17 protein-coding genes are annotated in these 19255 nt (G+C 46.0%); 11 read left to right on the forward strand and 6 right to left on the reverse strand.

Annotation, left to right across the window (positions count from 1 at the left end; all coding sequences use genetic code 11):
• Position 1: 1 nt before the first annotated feature.
• From dapA to lysA, 6 genes are read left to right on the forward strand one after another with little or no spacing between them, the layout of a single operon-like run.
• On the forward strand, positions 2-883 hold the full coding sequence (gene dapA / locus VJ374_RS02640) for a 4-hydroxy-tetrahydrodipicolinate synthase (protein ID WP_329470060.1): 882 nt from the start codon (positions 2-4) through the stop codon (positions 881-883).
• The gene (gene dapB, locus VJ374_RS02645; protein ID WP_329470061.1) at positions 880-1626 is read left to right on the forward strand and encodes a 4-hydroxy-tetrahydrodipicolinate reductase; all 747 of its coding nucleotides are present in this window, start codon (positions 880-882) and stop codon (positions 1624-1626) included. Before dapA ends, dapB begins: the two co-directional genes overlap by 4 nt.
• Complete coding sequence (gene dapD, locus VJ374_RS02650) at positions 1613-2320, forward strand: 2,3,4,5-tetrahydropyridine-2,6-dicarboxylate N-acetyltransferase (RefSeq protein WP_029340774.1); 708 nt, start codon at positions 1613-1615, stop codon at positions 2318-2320. The genes dapB and dapD overlap by 14 nt, the downstream gene beginning before the upstream one ends.
• A gap of 25 nt (positions 2321-2345) precedes the next feature.
• Complete coding sequence (locus VJ374_RS02655) at positions 2346-3278, forward strand: branched-chain amino acid transaminase (protein WP_023467124.1); 933 nt, start codon at positions 2346-2348, stop codon at positions 3276-3278.
• Positions 3275-4333 (forward strand): alanine racemase, encoded by a 1059-nt coding sequence (alr, locus tag VJ374_RS02660; RefSeq protein WP_329470064.1) that lies wholly within the window; start codon positions 3275-3277, stop codon positions 4331-4333. Before VJ374_RS02655 ends, alr begins: the two co-directional genes overlap by 4 nt.
• A 13-nt stretch (positions 4334-4346) precedes the next feature.
• Positions 4347-5663 carry a diaminopimelate decarboxylase gene (lysA, locus tag VJ374_RS02665; protein WP_329470066.1) on the forward strand — a complete coding sequence of 439 codons (1317 nt, stop codon included), beginning with the start codon at positions 4347-4349 and terminating at the stop codon, positions 5661-5663.
• Between the two features lie 120 nt (positions 5664-5783).
• On the opposite strand, the gene VJ374_RS02670 is transcribed toward lysA, so the two are convergent.
• Entirely contained in the window at positions 5784-6779 is a 996-nt protein-coding gene (locus VJ374_RS02670) for a LysM peptidoglycan-binding domain-containing protein (protein WP_056063464.1), read from the reverse strand.
• 191 nt (positions 6780-6970) lie between these two features.
• On the opposite strand from VJ374_RS02670, the gene VJ374_RS02675 reads away from it, so the two are divergent.
• Together VJ374_RS02675 and VJ374_RS02680 are read left to right on the forward strand one after the other, a co-directional pair.
• A complete protein-coding gene (locus VJ374_RS02675) occupies positions 6971-8098 on the forward strand; it encodes an ABC transporter ATP-binding protein (protein WP_313586387.1) in 1128 nt (375 codons plus the stop codon).
• Positions 8095-9678 (forward strand): ABC transporter permease/substrate-binding protein, encoded by a 1584-nt coding sequence (locus VJ374_RS02680; protein WP_056063467.1) that lies wholly within the window; start codon positions 8095-8097, stop codon positions 9676-9678. The genes VJ374_RS02675 and VJ374_RS02680 overlap by 4 nt, the downstream gene beginning before the upstream one ends.
• 145 nt (positions 9679-9823) lie before the next feature.
• Here the strand turns inward: VJ374_RS02680 and VJ374_RS02685 are convergent, their stop codons facing one another.
• Both VJ374_RS02685 and VJ374_RS02690 read right to left on the reverse strand, forming a co-directional pair.
• The gene (locus tag VJ374_RS02685) at positions 9824-10009 is read right to left on the reverse strand and encodes a hypothetical protein (RefSeq protein ID WP_035412391.1); all 186 of its coding nucleotides are present in this window, start codon (positions 10007-10009) and stop codon (positions 9824-9826) included.
• Between the two features lie 112 nt (positions 10010-10121).
• The gene (locus VJ374_RS02690; RefSeq protein WP_047395039.1) at positions 10122-10661 is read right to left on the reverse strand and encodes a gamma carbonic anhydrase family protein; all 540 of its coding nucleotides are present in this window, start codon (positions 10659-10661) and stop codon (positions 10122-10124) included.
• Between the two features lie 124 nt (positions 10662-10785).
• On the opposite strand from VJ374_RS02690, the gene ade reads away from it, so the two are divergent.
• Positions 10786-12519, forward strand: a complete 1734-nt coding sequence (gene ade / locus VJ374_RS02695) for an adenine deaminase (RefSeq protein ID WP_329470069.1) — start codon at positions 10786-10788, stop codon at positions 12517-12519.
• Between the two features lie 263 nt (positions 12520-12782).
• Positions 12783-13040, forward strand: a complete 258-nt coding sequence (locus VJ374_RS02700) for a hypothetical protein (RefSeq protein WP_035412398.1) — start codon at positions 12783-12785, stop codon at positions 13038-13040.
• A gap of 131 nt (positions 13041-13171) precedes the next feature.
• On the opposite strand, the gene VJ374_RS02705 is transcribed toward VJ374_RS02700, so the two are convergent.
• Both VJ374_RS02705 and VJ374_RS02710 read right to left on the reverse strand, forming a co-directional pair.
• Entirely contained in the window at positions 13172-14806 is a 1635-nt protein-coding gene (locus tag VJ374_RS02705; protein ID WP_290754139.1) for a peptide ABC transporter substrate-binding protein, read from the reverse strand.
• A 109-nt stretch (positions 14807-14915) separates the two neighbouring features.
• On the reverse strand, positions 14916-15599 hold the full coding sequence (locus VJ374_RS02710) for an MgtC/SapB family protein (RefSeq protein ID WP_290788048.1): 684 nt from the start codon (positions 15597-15599) through the stop codon (positions 14916-14918).
• A 111-nt stretch (positions 15600-15710) separates the two neighbouring features.
• Between VJ374_RS02710 and VJ374_RS02715 the strand changes: the two genes are divergently transcribed.
• The gene (locus VJ374_RS02715; protein WP_201247407.1) at positions 15711-17108 is read left to right on the forward strand and encodes a basic amino acid/polyamine antiporter; all 1398 of its coding nucleotides are present in this window, start codon (positions 15711-15713) and stop codon (positions 17106-17108) included.
• A gap of 65 nt (positions 17109-17173) precedes the next feature.
• Here VJ374_RS02715 and VJ374_RS02720 read toward each other — a convergent pair whose 3' ends face one another.
• Positions 17174-19201: an EAL domain-containing protein gene (locus VJ374_RS02720; RefSeq protein ID WP_329470072.1), complete on the reverse strand. Its 2028-nt coding sequence runs from the start codon at positions 19199-19201 to the stop codon at positions 17174-17176.
• Positions 19202-19255 lie beyond the last annotated feature (54 nt).

Below are 19255 nucleotides of genomic sequence, written 5' to 3' on the forward strand. Positions count from 1 at the left end.
CATGTTCAAAGGAGCAGGTACAGCACTCGTCACACCATTTAATGAAGCAGGCGAGTTGGATTTACATGTATTCGAACGCTTGATCGAGCAACAACTCGCAGCAGGGATTCAGGCACTTGTCGTCGGAGGGACGACAGGAGAAGGCTCGACATTGACGAATACGGAATTCGAACAACTACTGACGACTGCCGTTCAGGTCACGGCAGGACGAGTACCCATCATTGCAGGAACGGGTTCGAACAACACGGCAGTAACGATCGAGAAAACATTACTCGCAGAACGCCTCGGTGCGGACGCAGCGATGCTTGTGACGCCTTATTACAATAAAACATCACAAGCTGGTCTCATCGCACACTTCACGGCAGTTGCTGATGCTACACAATTACCAATCATGCTGTACAATGTCCCGTCACGGACTGGTGTTGCGATTGCCGTCGAAACAGCGGTGACATTGGCACGTCATCCTCGGATTCAAGCTTTTAAAGAAGCGAGTGGAGACGTCAGCTTCATGGGTGAACTGATGGCGGCGATTCCGGAAGACTTCGCGGTCTTCTGTGGAAATGATGATCAAATCCTACCGTACATGGCATGGGGTGCACAGGGCGTCATCTCGGTTCTTTCAAATCCGTATCCAGCAGAGACACAAGCACTTGCTGAAGCGTTACTCGCGCAAGATCTCGCCACGGCCCGCCGGATTCAGGCAGACTTGTTACCAGTCATCGGTGCTTTGTTCAGTGACGTCAATCCGATTCCAGTTAAAGCATCGCTTGAAGAACTTGGCTTTGCTGTCGGTGCACCGCGCTTACCACTCGTCCGTCAATCGGAATCGGGTCATGCCCATTTACTTGAAACAATGCGTGCTTACAAAGGAGTGGTTCGATGAGACTCGCGTTACACGGTTATGGGGCGACAGGACAATACGTCGTCGAACTAGCAGCGCAAAGTGTCGTTGCGATCGTTGACCGGACGAAGTCATCCGATACAATCGCTTCATATGCCGAGCTGACGGAGATGTCAGAAACAGTCGATGCGATCATCGACTTCTCGCATCCGAGTTTGCTACCGGATCTACTCGCATACGGGCTGGCGACAAAGACGCCACTCGTTATCGCGACGACTGGTTTTTCTGAAGCGGAGCTTGCGTCCATCAAGGACGCTGCAAAAGAAATTCCGATCTTCCAGTCGTATAACATGTCGTATGGTATCGCAATGGTGCAGCAACTACTGAAGACACTGGTGCCACTGGCAGGGGCGTATGACATCGAATTGCTTGAGAAACATCATAATCAAAAAGTCGATGCTCCAAGTGGGACGGCCGAGTTGTTACTGCAAACGATTCAGACGGCACGTGACGTCACACCTGTGTATGACCGGTCGCAGACGCGGCAAAAGCGGGAGACGAACGAGATCGGGATGCATGCGATGCGCGGTGGAACGATCTTCGGAGAACACGAAGTCTTATTCGCAGGTGTCGACGAGTTGATTGAAATCAAACATACAGCGCTATCGAAAAAAGTATTTGCTTCTGGTGCGATCAAAGCAGCTGAAGCACTCATTCAAAAAACAGCGGGACTCTATACGTTAGAGACGCTCTACACACAGGAGGATTCACATGTTACTCACTGATGCTTACGAAATTGCTAAATTCATTAAAGATGCAAAAAAACAAACACCGGTAAAACTTTATGTTAACGGCGATTTGGCGGGCTTGACGATCGAAGGTGCTACAGCGTTCGGATCAGATGAATCAAAAATTTTCTTCGCAGATGCAGGACTTGCGGCTACTTTCTTAGAAAAGTATTCAGATCGCATCACGGATGTTCATGTGGAGTATGACCGTCGCAACAGTGCGGTACCTATGCTTGATACACGTCATTTGAATGCGCGAATCGAACCAGGTTCATGGATTCGTGATCATGTCGTCATTGGTGACAACGCGGTCGTTATGATGGGTGCCATCATTAATATCGGCGCATCGATCGGAGATGGTACAATGATTGATATGAACGCTGTCGTCGGTGCACGTGGGACGATCGGGAAAAACGTTCATGTCGGCGCAGGTGCCGTGGTCGCGGGTGTCCTCGAACCACCTTCAAAAACACCTGTCATCATTGAAGACGGTGTCTTGATTGGTGCGAATGCAGTCATTCTCGAAGGCGTCAAAGTCGGTAAAGATGCCGTCGTCGCTGCCGGTAGTGTCGTCACAGAAGACGTACCTGCTGGAAGCGTCGTTGCCGGAACACCTGCACGTGTCATCAAACAGAAAGATGCGAAAACAGAAGAGAAGACGCAATTGGTGGATGATTTACGTTCACTCTGATTGACGTCGAAGAGGAGGAAAACACATGGCAGTGGATACACAGTATGGAGAAGCAATTTGGTTAGATGGAGTCTTTCATGATCCGAAAGATGCGAACACGAGCGTCATGTCACATGCGATTCACTATGGTAGTGGATTCTTTGAAGGAATTCGTGCCTACGCGACACCGGACGGACCGGCGATTTTCCAATTGAAGGAACATATTGAACGTCTTTTCCGTAGTTGCGCCTATTACCACGTCACAATTCCGTATACGGTTGATGAACTCGTCCAGGCGACGATTGATCTAGTTGCGAAAAACGGATTCGAATCTTGTTATATCCGTCCATTCGTGTTCCTCGGTACGCCATGGCAAGCATTGATGGCGAAAGATACGACAGTTCATGTCGGCATCTCTTGCTGGGAACTTGGGGAATACTTCGATAAAGGCGCTGGCATCCGTGCTAAAGTCGCGTCATATCGCCGCGTCTCATCAACGATGATGCCGATGCAAGCGAAAGCGGCTGCCAACTATATGAACTCACAACTCTTAAAAGGTGAAGCCATCCGTGATGGATTTGATGAAGCGATCGCACTCGACATGAACGGAAATGTCAGTGAAGCGAGTGTCGCGAACCTCTTCCTTCTTAAAAACGGAACGATTCATACACCATCACTTGATTGTTCAGTACTCGATGGTATCACACGCCAAGTCATTATCCGTTTGGCACAAGATCAAGGCTATCCTGTCGTCGAACGTCACATCGGACGCGATGAATTATATGTCGCAGATGAGATTTTCTTAACAGGAACAGCTGCTGAAATCACGAGTGTCGGCGAAATCGATCATATCTCCATCAACGGCGGAACACGGAACGTCGCAGATGAATTGCTCGATCTTTACCGTCAAGCCGTCACAGGTCAATTGCCGCAATACGCGGATTGGTTGACGTATGTGACTCCAGCTGTTGCGGAATGAAGACGCGTACACTCGTTACGATCGATCGGAAGGCGGTGCGACAGAACGTCGCATCGGTCTTCGCTCGGTCACGTAAACATATTTTTGCCGTGGTCAAGAACAATGCGTATAACTTAGGGATGCTCGAGATGGTCGAGACGCTGATGGCGTCTGATGTGCATCATTTTGCTGTCGCCGAGTTGTATGAAGCCATTGAAATCAAAACGAATTTTCCAGACAGTTATGTACTGGTGATGAATCCGACGGAGGATTTTGAAACAGCACGACGTTTCGGAATTGCACTCGGTGTCTCATCGCTAGAATGGCTCGCCCTAAACAGTAAACAGCTGCAAGGAATCGAGTTACATTTGAAGATCAACGTCGGGATGAATCGTTTTGGTGTCAATTCGCTTCAAGAGGCGGAAGCTGTTCTTGCGCTTGCGCAAGCAGATTCGCTCGCTTTAACGGGTTTATATACACACTTTCCACTTGCCGATGAACCGGATGCGGATCACGATGGACAAGTCGAACGTTTCGTCGCCATTGCCGATGTACTACGAAATCGCCATACGTTTACGTATATGCACTCGGAAAACAGTGCAACGATCGTCAAACACGATCCGCGTCTCGCATTTTGTAATTATGTCCGCCCTGGAATCTTCTTATTCGGCTATTCACCGATCGAAAAGATGGACTGGCTCGTGCCATCGCTACGGATGACGACGGAGGTCGTTGAAATTCGCGAAATCAGACCGGGTGAGCACGTGGGATATGGCACGAACTTTACGAGTACAGAACCGATGCGGATTGCCATCTTACCAGTCGGCTATGGAGACGGTGTCGTCCGTGGGCGTGCCGCTCTGCCTGTTCATATTAAAGAAAAACCTTATCCGGTCATCAATAAATTATTCATGAGTCATACGTTCGTCGCTGTCGATGGAACGGTTGAGGTCGGAGACGAGGTCGTGCTATACGGGGATGGCGTTGAAATTGACGATATCACCCGGACAGGAGCAGCGAACAATTCAGAGCAGATGTGTGCCCGATCGTGGCGTTTGACGCATCAGTATCTATAAGGAGGAACTTATTATGTATGGAAGTCAATACCTGACAGAAGAAAACAACACGTTGCACATCGATGGTGTCGCAGCGACCGATCTTGCAGCACAGTACGGAACACCATTGTACGTGATGGCAGAACGGGAGCTGACGGATCGACTGGCGACCGTCCGGGAACACTTCCTTGATAAGTATCCGAATACGTATGCTTCCTTCGCTTCTAAAGCATTGACTGTCAGTGCGGTGTATGAACAAGTCGTGCGTCATGGTCTTGGAATTGACGTCGTCACGGGCGGGGAACTCTTCATCGCCCGTCAATCGGGCGTTCCAGCAGAGCGAATTTATTTCCATGGTTCGAATAAATCAACGGCTGATCTTCAGTATGCTGTCGAAGAAGGTGTCGGACGAATCGTCATCGATCACTTTGCAGAGATTGCACAACTGGAAGCGATTGCGGCACAAGCTGGTCGAACGGTTCATGTCTTGATTCGGATCGTGCCACAAGTCATCGGGGGAGCGCATGCGAAAATTCAGACAGGTGGTGTCGATACGAAATTCGGTTTCTCGACACATGCGTCAGATTACTTGGACGCAATCGAAGCGATTTTAGCATCAGAACATCTATCGTTACTTGGCATCCATTGTCATGTCGGTTCGCAAATCCAAGATCCGTCGCTGTTCGAACAGACGGCTCGGACGATGATGGGCTTCGTCGAAATAATTCGTGTACAACATGATTTCACAGTCAGCGAAGTCAACGTTGGAGGTGGGTTCGGAATTGCCTATACGCAGGACGACCAGCCACTTGATTTTGAAGCGACGATCGCACGCGTCATGGATGTCATTGAGACGGAAACGGCACGACTCGGCATCGAACGTCCGCGAATCGGTATCGAACCAGGACGCTGGGTCGTTGCGAATGCAGGGACGACACTTTATACAGTTGGGGCAATCAAAGAGATCGAACGCGTCCGGACATATCTTTCGGTGGACGGTGGAATGACGGATAACATTCGTCCCGCACTTTACGGAGCGGTTTATGAAACCGTCATCGCTAACCGGATGAGTGGCGAAACGACCGAAGTGACCGTCGTTGGAGCAGCTTGTGAATCAGGTGATCTCGTCGCTGAAAAAGCGCAGTTAGTTACGCCAAAGAGTGGCGATACCCTCGCTGTATTTGGAACGGGAGCGTATAACTTCTCGATGGCAAGCAACTACAATCAATTCTTACGTCCGGCACTCGTCTTCGTTCGGGACGGGGAATCCCGCGAAGTCGTCCGTCGACAAACATATGCGGACTTAGTTCAGTGTGATCTTGGAATCAATGGGGTCCGTTCAGAGTCATAAGAGGTGAGGGGTCAAGCGATTGACGACAAAAAAACCGGCGCAATCTCGCCGGTTTTTCATACATGTGACGATTCTTCTCGCGACTAGAGAGGAATCGTTTTTTTGCTGTGATCAGTATATTCATTTTGGGATTTTCAAGACTTGTCCAACGAGTAAGAGATTCGGATTTGTGATGCCGTTCGCCTGCATTAATGCTGTGACGGTGACGCCGTAACGTGTCGCAATCGAGTAAAGTGTATCACCCGCTTTAACCGTATACGTCGTTGTCGGGATTTTTAAGACTTGACCGACATTGAGTAGACTCCAATTCGTGATGTTGTTCGCACTCGCGAGGGCAGAGACCGAGACATTGTATTTACGGGCAATCGAATAGAGTGTATCGCCCGCTTTGACCGTATACGTCGTACCGGTTGGGACCGTAGAACGCAACAGTTCTGAAATCGTGACGAACGAATAGCCTTTTGCTTTTAATTTCGAAATCATCGTCGGCAGGGCGGTTGGTGTTCCTTTCGCACCAGCCCCAGTGTGCATGAGGATGATTGATCCAGGAACGACTTTTGGTAACACACGATCCAAGATGGCTGTTGAAGAGATCCCTTTCCAATCCGTCGAATCGATATTCCATTGAATCGTTTTCGTATAACCAGCCGCTCCGACGACACTCAATACCTTGCTGTTACTCGCGCCGAACGGCGCCCGAAAAATTGGTTTCGTCGTTTTTCCGGTCAAGGATCGGATGAGCGACTCCGTCCGGGATAATTCACTTGTCATTTGGCTTGCTGATAAAGTCGTGAAATCCGGATGTGAATACGAGTGATTGCCGATTTGATGTGTTGGAGAGGCGGTTGTGATGTTTTTAATCGATTGAGGATGGTTGTTTGCACCACTGCCTGTTAAAAAGAAAGTAGCTTTCACTTGATTACTTTTTAAGACACTTAATATTTTGGCAATGTTCGTTCCGTCTGAACCGTCATCAAATGTCAATGCGACGACTTTTTTGGTCGTCGTTCCTTTTGTGACAAACGTAGAACTCGCTGCATCGACCTGTGAGGGAATTGAAAGTGGGGTTAGGAGAAGCAATCCGATCATCATGATGGTGGGTTTCTTGATGTTCATCGTTAAGGGCCTCCTTCATCAAAACATGCTTTATCAGTACTCTTTATTTAGGTATTCCCTTTATTTTTAAAAAAGAACTAAGAATTTCCCCTTTTTCAAAGAAATAAAACTGATTTAATGGAAATTTGTTTAAACCATAATCTTTTTGGGAAACCATAATATATGGAAATAGTAAAAAGGAGTGAGAAGGAATGATCGAATTCAAAAACGTCGGCAAGCAGTTTAAGGAAAATGTCGTCTTAAAAGGCTTATCGCTCGAGATTCAAAAGGGTGAACTCGTTGTTTTCATCGGACCAAGTGGTTGTGGGAAAACGACATCACTTAAAATGATCAATCGATTGATCGAACCTTCTTCAGGCACGATTTTGGTCAATGGGAAGGATATCATGAAGACGGATACGATTGAATTAAGACGACATATGGGATATGTCATTCAACAAACTGGTCTGTTCCCTCATATGACGGTCCGGGAAAACATTCAATTGATTGCTGGACTTGAGGGGAAAGATCACGATCAAATGGATCAGCGGACAGAACAACTATTAACGATGGTCGGGCTTGATCCGAGACAATTTATTGATCGTTATCCGAGTGAACTCAGTGGCGGACAGCAGCAACGTGTCGGTTTTGCGCGTGCTCTGATGAATGATCCTGATGTCATCCTAATGGATGAGCCGTTCAGTGCTCTCGATCCCGTTACTCGTAATGATTTGCAGGAAGAGCTTTTCAACTTACAAGAGGAAGTGAAAAAGACGATTGTTTTCGTCACTCATGATATGGATGAAGCGATCAAGTTAGCGGATCGGATATGTATCATGCGTGACGGGGAGATCGTTCAGTTCGATACTCCAGAAGAAATCCTGCGTCATCCAAAAGATGAATATGTCGAATCGTTCATCGGAAAAAATAAAATTTGGAGTAGTCCAGAATTCATCAAGGCAGAAGATATCATGATTGAGGATCCAGTTTCAATCAGTGGTAAACGTACATTGCTACAGGGAATTGAAATCATGCGTGGGCGAAAAGTCGACAGTCTATTGATCACTGATCGTGACCGCGTTTTACAAGGGCTGATTAAGTTAAAGAACATCCAGACGATCCCGGATAAGAGCCAACGAATTGAAGAAGTAATGGAGGGCGAAATCATTGCCGTCAATGAACACGATTCGTTACTTGATGTCCTTGAAGTCATGAATCAGGAAGAGACAGGTTATCTGCCGGTAACAGATGCAACAGGAAAACTAAGAGGATTAATCACGCGTAGTAGCTTACTTTCCGTCTTGAGTGAGCAATTCATTCATGAGGAGGAAGTTCAATGAACGGTTTCTTTGATTATGTAAAAAATAATACCGATCAAATCGGTGACTTATTACTGGAGCACTTACAGCTGACGGTCTTTGCCGTCGTCATCGCCGTCGTCCTTGGGATTCCGATCGGGATTTTAATCACGCGCTATCAAAAGTTCGCAAAACCGGTCCTCGCGCTGACGAGCGTCGTGCAAGCCGTCCCGAGTCTTGCTTTACTCGGTTTCTTAATTCCGTTCATCGGTATCGGATCGACACCAGCGATCATCATGGTCGTGCTCTATTCACTCTTGCCGATCGTCAAAAATACGTACACAGGTCTATCGAGTATTCCGGGAGATACGCTTGAAGCAGCAAAAGGAATTGGTTTGACGGATCGTCAAATCCTCAGTAAGGTCCAGATTCCGCTTGCCTTACCGATCATGATGGCAGGGATTCGGATTTCAGCCGTCACAGCGGTCGGTTTAATGACGATTTCAGCATTCATCGGTGCCGGTGGTCTTGGTTACCTTGTCTTTTCAGGTATTCAAACGGTTGATAATAACCAGATTCTCGCCGGAGCGATTCCAGCTGGTATCTTAGCGCTTATCATCGACTTCGTCGTCAGCCGGATTGAATATTCGGTGGCGCCGAACGGTATTCCGCTCGCAGATGGTCGAATTAAAAACAAGGCACGGAAGCGCCGTAAAGCGATGTCAGCGGGACGCAAGATCGCAATCGCAAGCATCGTCTTCCTATTGGTTGGTGGTACAGTCGCTTATTCTTTCCTCAAGGAAGATAAGATCGTCATCGGATCGAAGAACTTTACGGAACAGTTGATTCTTGGAAATATGTTAGCGGATTTAATCGAAGATAAAACGGATCTACAAGTCGAACGTCAATTAAATCTCGGGGGGACGAAGGTCGCTTACGGGGCGCTTGAAAAAGGGGAGATTGACGCGTATGTCGAGTACACAGGGACATTGTTGATCGACGTGCTCAAGCAGGAAGTCGAGACGGATCCGAAAACGGTCTATGCAAAAGTCGGGAAGATGATTCCCGAAAAAAGTCAGGTCGATGTCCTAGATCCGATCGGCTTCAACAATACGTATGCTCTTGCCATGACAAAAGAAGACATTAAGAAGTACGACTTGAAGACAGTGTCGGACATGTCAAAAGTCAGTGATCGCTTGATTCTCGGTTCAACGATTGAATTCGCGAACCGTGAGGATGGTTATCTTGGTCTAAAGAAGAAGTATCCGGATATGAAGTTCAAAGATGTACAACCAGTTGATGGAGGACTTCGCTATACAGCATTGACGAACGGTCGAACGAATGTCATCGATAGTTTTTCAACAGACGGTCTTTTAAAGAAGTTTGATTTGACTGTACTCAAAGATGATAAAGAGTTCTTCCCACCCTACTATGCGGTACCACTTGTTCGTCAAGAAACCCTTAAAGAACATCCAGAGCTGAAAAAAGTCCTCAACACATTGAAGGATAAAATCACGGATGAAACGATGCAAGAACTGAACTACAAAGCAGATGTTGAGAAGCAGCGTCCTGAAAAAGTCGCGCGTGATTTCTTGATTAAAGAAGGATTGATTTCTAAATAAACAGATAGAGCCGAGGCGGGAATCCGCTTCGGCTCTTTTTGTATGCGCGCTGACGCGCTATATCGTTTTGGAAAATACGTAATCAAGTGATTAAATTATTTTTTGATGCGACTAGCGAGCCAAGCGCGAACAGTGCGTTGCTGAATCATACACGTTCTTCCTCTCGGTTTAATGTTCCAAGGCGGTGCTCGGCATCTTTAACGATACGTACTTGAACCTCAGCTGTCAACCAATCTGTTTCGAATTCAGGTAACGTCGGCAAACCATAGCTTGGGTTACTCGTAGATGAAAATAAATCAGACATAATACGTTCTTCATATACTGGAATCATATAAAAATCCCCTCTCTGTGTCTTGATTCATCTCTTGCACCTCTAGTGTACGAAAGAATTGTAAAGACGGAAGAGGGGAGGTATTAAGAACCTGTGAACTTTGTAAACGTTCTCACAAACTTGTCAAATCCTCTGTAATGGCTTCACAACTATCGGCATATTGCTGCCCTCGTTTCACATATTTTCGGACTGTCCGTTCCATGATGAATCGATCGTGGTCGCTGATATCGCGGACGATTTTTGCAGGAACCCCCATAACCATTGTCCCTGCAGGCACCTTCATTTTTGGCGGAACAAGACTTCCGGCAGCAACGAATGCACCTTCTCCAATTTCAGCTTCATCAAGGATCGTTGCCGACATTCCAATCAAAGCTCCTTTTCGAATGATACCTCCATGAATCATTGCCATATGACCAATCGTGACTTCATCTTCAATGATAGTCGGAAACCCTTCATACTGATGAATCATCGAACCATCTTGAATGTTGACGCGTTCTCCGATTTGGATCGGACCTTCATCTCCCCGGATGACTGTATTGAACCAGACGGATGAGTCTTTTCCGATCGTGACCTCTCCGATGACCTTTGATCCATCCGCTAAATAAACGGATGGATCGATGTTTGGAATAAGTGAACCGACACGATATTTCATGCGTTTTTCCCCCTCAGGCATTAAATCCATACTCTTTCATCTTGACGTTACAAAAAATAAATTGCAACAGCTTCCAAACTAATTGTAAGATAGTGAAAATACGCTTACACCAGGAGGAGACAGGATGGAACAAACAGTACGTGAACGATTGATTGCGATTGCTGCAAAAAAAGAGAAAGCAGCTGTCGTCTATCAGAACATTTCAGTCATCGATGTCATGACACGTGAGACGTATACGGCAGATGTAGCGATTGATTCAGGCTTTATTGCTGCTGTCGGAGAGGGGTATGAAGGAGTCGAGAATCGTCCGGGAACGAGTCTGTTCATCGCTCCAAGTTTTGTTGATGCCCATGTCCATATCGAATCATCGATGGTACCACCAAGTGAGTATGAGCAGGCGATTTTACCACTAGGCGTCACGACGATCATCGCGGATCCACATGAGATTGCGAACGTCAAAGGCGCAGAAGGTTTGTCCTTCATGCTAGATGATGCAGAAGATCTCGCCCTTGACGTGCGCATGATGTTACCGAGCTGTGTCCCGGCGACTTCGTTTGAACATGCGGGGGCATCACTTGATGCTGCGGCACTTGCGCCATTCGTCAATCATCCGGGTGTCCATGGTTTAGGTGAAGTCATGGATTATCCGGCTGTCGAACGAGCCGATCGCGACATGTTACAAAAAATCAAACAGATTGAAGACGCAGGGAAACTTGTCGATGGACATGCTGCAGGACTCGGACTACGCGAAATCAACATTTATGGTGTCGCTGGAATTCGGACGGATCATGAATCCGTCAGTAAGGAAGATGCAATTGCACGAGCACGTCGTGGTCTGTATGTCGAGGTACGGGAAGGGTCAGCAGCCCGAAACTTGAAGGAAGTACTCGATGCCGTGACAGAGAGTAATGCCAGCAGGTTCCTCTTCTGTACGGATGATAAACATTTGGACGATACATTACGCGAAGGTACGATTGATTATAATATTCGCTATGCGATTCGTCATGGGATTAAACGCGAAACAGCGTATGCGATGGCATCGTTGCACGCGACGAACGCGTATCGTCTAGACGATCGGGGAGCCATCGTACCAGGACGCCGGGCGGACTTCGTCTTATTATCGGATGCCGATAACGTCGTGATTGATGAGGTTTATATTCAAGGGAATTGTGTCGCACGAGCAGGGAAAACGATTCGACCCGTTCGCCGTGCTCATGTGCCGGAGTCATTACGTGGAACCTTGAATACAAAACCGATCACACCAGAAGTATTCGCCCTTCCACTCGAATCAGCACGTGCGCATGTCATCGGAGTCATTCCGAAAAGCATCGTCACCGAGCATTTAATTCTCGACGTTCCACTTCAAGAAGGGCATTTCGTTCCTGTGCCAGAGGAGGATCTCTTAAAAATTGCTGTCATTGAGCGTCATCACGGGACATCGTTCTCAGCAGTTGGGATCGTCAAAGGATTTAAGATGAAGCGTGGAGCGATTGCTGCGACCGTTGCTCATGATTCACATAATCTCGTCATCGTTGGGGCATCAGACGAAGAGATGCAACTCGCTGCAGAACGTCTTGTTCAAGCGGGTGGGGGTGTCATTGCTGTTAATGGACAAGACGTGCTTGCAGAGTTACCGCTTGAAATCGCTGGGTTGATGACGAATCGTCCTTTCCAAGAAGTCGGGGATACACTCGAAGCATTAAACGATGCACTTGATGTATTAGAAGCGGATCGGTCCTTTAATCCTTATTTGACGATGTCGTTCCTTTGCTTACCGGTCATTCCGGAATTGAAGTTGACCGACAGTGGGTTATTCGATGTGAAACACTTCCAGCATATTTCAGTACAAGCAAACTAAAGTCCATCGCGAGTCTGAGTCTCTTTCCGGGACTCAGACCGTTTTTTATTAGAAATAGATGATCTAAAATCAAAGAAAGATACTTTACAAAAGGTCTAAATATTCTTAATGAAACTTAATAGTTTGGATGTTGAATCATTTTGGAAAGCTTGTTATAGTAAGGTCTATATCATTTGTGAGAAATCTCACTTTCTTTGAAACTCTTTATTTAAAAGAGTCGTAGAAAAGAATAGGATCACTAAAGTGGAAAGGGGGCTATATTTATGGATAAATCATATTTTGAAGGACATGAAGTCTTGATTGCGGACGTCTATCGTTCATTCACGCGTCAATTTTATGCACTTCCGACACATCGGCGAACGAAACGTCAATTGCGAAACCTTGCATTCTCCGTTATTCGTCAAGCCAGACCGACGTATGAAGAACGCACCGTTTTGTACGCCTATTTTGCTGAATTCTTCCGAGCAGTGGAAGAAGGACAAGATGAAGAAATCGCTTTTTATAAACAAATCGCACAGTAAAGACCCCCGATGGCTCCGTCAGAAGGGGTCTTTGTTGTTTTTAGAGATATCTTCAGGAAATCAAAAACAAGTAGCGGACGAGGTCCACTACTTGTTGATTAAAGAATTCGATGTGTGCGTCAGGTCCTCGTTTACTTGATTTCCATCCATTTAAAGCTCATATCGGCACCGAATGGGTGACGGTATAATTTATCAATGTTTGTCCGTTGCAAGTACGCTTCACCTTTTTGATAGATCGGCGCGATCGCGTAGTCATCGGTTAGCAAGATTTTTTCAGCTTCTTGCATATCAGACCAACGTTTCGCTTCATCTGCTTGTTGTTTTGCCCCTTTGATGAGATCATCGAATTTTTTGTTCGAGTATTCCATCCGGTTGAAGCTTCCGCCTGTCAACCACATATCGAGGAACGTCATTGGATCCTGATAGTCAGGTCCCCATCCAGCTGCAGAGATATCATAATCGCCCTTCGATTCGAGGTCGAGGAAGTTCTTGAACGGTTGTTGTTTGATATTGATCGTCAAACCAGGAAGATGTTTCTCTAGATCACCTTTTAAGTATTCAGAGACTTTCTTGAATGCATCCTCATCTCGTGAGAGCATGCTGAGTTCGACTGTTTTGACACCAAGTTCTTTCAATCCAGCATCCCAAGCTTTTTTCGCTGCATCGGCATCATAGCTTTGAAGATCCGGATATTTCGCTCGGAAATCCTCACCATCCGGTGTGAACGTGAAGTCTTTCGCAACGATGAAGTTTGCTGGTTTTGATCCATCGTTTAGGATGACGTCCGTAATCCCTTGTTTCTCAAAACCAAGTGCGAGCGCTTTTCGGATGTTCTTGTTTTTCAATGCTTTATTCTTTTGGTTAAAGCGGAGGAAGTTGATCCGAGCATCTGGACGTGTCTTGTAATCCTCTGATTTTTCATATTGTGAAACGAATTCAGATGTAATCGGTGCGAAGTCGACCTCTTTTGCTTCAAAGAGGTTGACGCCAGTCGAGATTTCCTTAACGACTTTAACGTTGATCTGATCCATCTTGACGTTTGCTTTATCCCAGTAATCCGGGTTTTTCTTATATGTCCAACCCGCGTTCGCTTGCCACTTATCGAGGACAAAAGGTCCGTTGAAGACCATAGTGTCCACACTTGTCGCGAACTTATCGCCTTTATCTTCAACGAATGATTGCTTTAATGGTAAGTAAGTCGGAAAACTCGTCAAACCAAGGAAGTAAGGTGCTGGAGCTTCGAGTTGTACTTCAAGTGTCTGATCATCGATTTTCTTGACACCGAGTTCATCGAGTTCAGCTTTGCCTGCCATAATTTTATTGGCATTTTTCAAGTCCTGTAAAATGTATGCGTATTCTGCGGCTGTCTTTGGATCAAGTGCACGCTTCCAAGCATAGATGAAATCATCTGCTGTGACGGCTGATCCATCCGACCACTTCGCATCTTTACGCAATTTAAACGTATATGTCTTTTTATCTTTTGACACTTCGACACTTTCTGCGATTCCAGGTGTCGGCTTGTTATCACCATCAAGTCGATAAAGTCCTTCAAAGACGTTGTTCGTAACAATGATGGAAGTCGAGTCCGTCGTTTTCGTCGGATCAAGCTGAGGTACATCTGTCGTCGAAACGAGCGTGACTTCCTTTTTCTTGTTTTTTGAATCAGATCCGCTTGTGTTTTCATCATTTCCTTGCCCGCATGCAGCGACAGCAAGTAGTGCGATGCTAGATAGTCCAGCAAACGCAATTTTCGATGTTTTATTCATGGAACGATGACCCCCCGAGAGTTAGAGTTAAATATTTCAGAAAAATGTGAACATATTGTTAATTTAAGTGAAAGTGATTAAAAATGCAACATAAATTTTCAGATAATTCTCACTGATCAAGGTCTATATCCTTAATTCCGAGTGATTTTAAATAGTCATAAAGTAGGAATATGGTCAGTTTATGCGGGGAATACATTCGTAATGTCAATCGAACCGGATCTCCTCGCATGCGCATATTCGTAATATGAACACCTTTTCGTTCAAGAGCGAAGATGATTTCAGATGGATCCAGATCAGCAGGAAGGAGCAAGTGTGCGACAAGGACGTTCGCTTCGAACCGACTGTTATTAATACGGCGCATTCCTCGAGTCAACCCCTCTAATAAGAAGAACAAAAACAAAACAAGAAAAACTGATTCCCATATAAATCCTGCACCGACAGCAATTCCAATTCCACTTGAACTCCATATAATGGCGGCCGTCGTCAATCCACTGACGATATCGTGAGGGCGACGCAAAATGACACCAGCACCAATGAAGCCGATTCCGGCAATGATTTGTGCGACAAGGCGCATCGGATCCATTTGAACATTCGTCGCCATATCGTGATAGAGTGAAACGGATTTGATCGATACGATGGTTAAAAGACAGCTGATGAGGGTAATTACGAGGCTAGTGCGTATACCGACCGGTTTATTTTTTATTTCACGCTCGAATCCCATGAAAATTCCAAGGGCAGCAGCTATTAGGAGTTTGAAGAGGTCCTCGAGCTGAAATACATGAATCCAGTTCATTCGTCTCAAATCCTTTCTTTACTTTAAAAGGTGATTTGTTATAATGACTTTTGTGTCTTTCGAATGAATATACGTAAGATGTAATAGATATACGGAAAAAGGAAGTGTCTCATCATGAATCAGCAAAAAATCGGCTTCTTTGCTCTCGCAGCAATGGTCATCGGTTCGATGGTCGGTGGAGGTGCCTTTAACCTTCCCGGTGCAATGGCCCAAAGTGCAAGTGCAGGACCTATTCTCATCGGCTGGAGTATCACAGGAATTGGAATGATCATGCTCGCGCTCGTCTTTCAGCACCTTGCAAACAGTAAACCCGAACTTGAAGGTGGTATTTATGCCTATGCACGTGAAGGGTTCGGACGTTTCGTCGGTTTCAACAGTGCTTGGGGATACTGGGTATCTGCATGGATTGGAACGGTTGCGAACATCACGCTCGTCTTCAATGCGATTAGTTATTTCTTCCCGATTTTCGCGGCAGAGAATCGGATATTCCTTCTTTTAATGAGTATGGTCGTCATTTGGGGATTATTCTGGCTTGTCTCAAGCGGGATCAAGGAAGCGACCCTCGTCAATCTGATTACAACGATTGCAAAGCTCGTTCCAATCTTAATTTTCATTCTATTGGTTGGGATCGCCTTTAATATCAAAACGTTCAATTTAGACATCTGGGGAGATGGGACAGAACTCGGTTCAATCTTCGATCAAGTAAAAGGAACGATGCTCGTCACGCTTTGGGCGTTCGTTGGAATTGAAGGGGCAGTCGTTTTATCGAGTCGTGCTAAAAATCGAAGTGATGTCGGAAAAGCGACCGTAACGGGACTCGTTGGTGTTTTGGTCATCTATATCTTGATTTCGGTCTTATCACTTGGCGTCCTTAGTCAAGAAAAACTGGCTGGATTAAAGGAACCGACGATGGCGTATGTATTAGAGGCAGCAATCGGACCAGTCGGCGCGACGATCATCATGATTGGTTTAATCATCTCTCTATCCGGAGCGCTTCTTGGATGGACGATTTTAGCATCAGAGATTTCATATTTGGTTGCGAAAGATGGTGCGTTCCCGAAAGCATTCGCTAAGACGAATCGAAAAGGGGCACCAGTCGGAGCACTACTGATTACACAGATCGCCACACAAATTGTTGCTGGGATTGCGCTATTCTCTGCACAGACGTATCTCGTTCTATCAAGTATTGCCGGGATTTGTGCGCTCTTACCATATCTGTTATCAGCCTTGTACAGCATCCGGACTTCACGGGAAGAGCGGAATCGGAAAATGTTACTCTTCTCGGTCATCGCATCCGCGTACTCTATTTGGCTCGTCTATGCGTCGGGCGTTTGGTATATCGTCATTGCGGCATTAGTTTATGCGCCAGGCATTTTAGCATATGCGTTAGCAGAACGAGAACAGCAACGGACAGGCATGTCACGCTACGAGTGGATTGCTAGCATGATTCTTGTTGTCTTAGCCGGAGTGGCTGTTTACGGAATGGTCGTAGGAGAAATTCAATTGTAATTGTAAAAAACGATATGAAAAAAGAAGTCGTGGTGGATGCTTTTCCACCGTGACTTCTTTTTTTATTAAGGGGTTGAGAATCGTTTTTCGACATCCTGTACGGACAGTGGTTCAGAGAAAATGAACCCTTGCATGTACTGGCAATCTGTCGTTTTCAAGTAAGTCAAGGCATGCTCTGTCTCAACACCCTCAGCGACGAGGTTCAACTCTAGATTGCGACCCAGTTGAATGATAGAATCCAGCAAAGCATGATCGTTCTTTGCTAGTCCATCAATAAACACTTTATCGATTTTTAATTCATCAATTGGAAACGCACTGAGATACTGTAAAGAAGAGTAGCCTGTTCCAAAATCATCAATCGATAAGCGGAAACCGAGTGACTTAATGAGGTGCATGCGTTCGACGGTTCGTTGTGTCTGTAAGATAGCAATATTCTCTGTCATCTCGAGCGTGACGGAAGATGGCGAAACGAGTCGCTCCGTTACGATATGTTGCAACGTTCGAATAAAGGAGTCACTTTGGAATTGGTGCGGTGAAATGTTGATCGCCATCGTCAATTCAGGGTCAATCGTTTGTTGCCACTTCGCGAGCTGTTCGCATGCTTCGATGATGACCCAGTTGTTGATTGGTGTGATTAGAGAAGCTTCTTCGGCGAGTGGAATGAACTCATCCGGCGGAATATTTCCGAGCGCCGTATGATTCCAGCGTAATAACGCTTCGAATCCTTTGACGGCTTGTGATTGAAGCTCGATGATCGGTTGATAAGCAAGGTAGAGCGACTGATCTTCGAGTGCTGTGAAGAGAGAACGTTCGAGTTGGATTTTACGTGTGAATTGTGTGTCCATCTCGTGTGTTAAGTACTGAATCGTTCCCGTACCAATTGATTTTCCCGCATAGAGAGCAGTTTCAGAGCGGCGGTATAAATCTTCAAGTGTTTTCGCTTCAGACGGATAGACAGTGATACCGAATGTGCAAGAAACGATGAGTGAATGACCGTTAATGTAATAAGGACGTTGTAACGCTTGTTGTAATTTTCGAGCATATTGAAAGAGTAGATTACTCGAGGGTGCAGGTAATAGGACACCGAATAAATCACTCGTCGGATGAAAAGCAAGGACACCCGTCGTATGTTCCAAAAGCCGTGTTGCCATTGCTTGAAGGAGTTGATCCCCGACATGTGTTCCAAACGAATCGTTTATGACTTTGAAACGATCGATATCGAACAAAATGAGTGCAATGGGTTCATGTGATGCAGCAGACTGGAACAATGCTTCCCCTTCGCGTAAAAATCCACGTTTATTTAATAAATGCGTCATCTCATGGTGATGCACTAAAAAATCAAGTTCTTCTTCAAGCACAGTTGTTTCCGTAATGTCGTTACCGATGAACAGATGCTGAAAACGAACGCCGTTTGCATCATAAATCGGAATCAATGTTGCTTGGAGATGTTTTCGTTCACCCGTATGTGAAGTGAGACTAAGACGACCAGACCACGCTTTGCGTTCACGGAGTTGTGTTCGGATTTCTGAGACAGTCGCACTAGTTTGATCGAGAATTACGGACCATGGCTGACCAATAAGCATTTCAGGACAGTAACCTGTTACATCCATGAGTTGGTCGTTTATATACGTAATTGCACCACGCGCGTCAAATACAGCGACACTGGCGATTTGATCGAACGCCTGACGTAAATCCATCAAACCTTGAAATAATGGTTTTGTTGTAATCGGTTGTTGAGCAGACGGAATACCACAAACGAAAGCAGCAACGACGTTGCCTACTTCATCAAGTAGAGGAGACAGTAGCAACGTTGAGGTCATGGGAGTACCAGACTTATGGAATAAGGAGGCATTCGGCAATTGGACCGATTGACGGCGTTCTAAAAAGGAATGCCAAATTTGATGGCTGAATGCCATATCTTCCTGGTCAAGTAAAGGAACGATTTGGCCAACGATTTCCTGTTGTGTCCAGCCCCAATGCTGTTCTGCTAACTCGTTCCAGGAACGAATGGTCAAATCGATATTTAAGATGAAAGACGGTAGTGGAAACTCTTGAATGACGACTTCATAGGAATCAATGGTCGAACGATCCATTACGTGCGCACGCTCCTTTATGATGAAAAGAGATGACGGTTCACTTGTCTTGTC

The sequence above is a fragment of the Exiguobacterium sp. 9-2 genome (assembly GCF_036287235.1).
Taxonomy (GTDB): domain Bacteria; phylum Bacillota; class Bacilli; order Exiguobacteriales; family Exiguobacteriaceae; genus Exiguobacterium_A.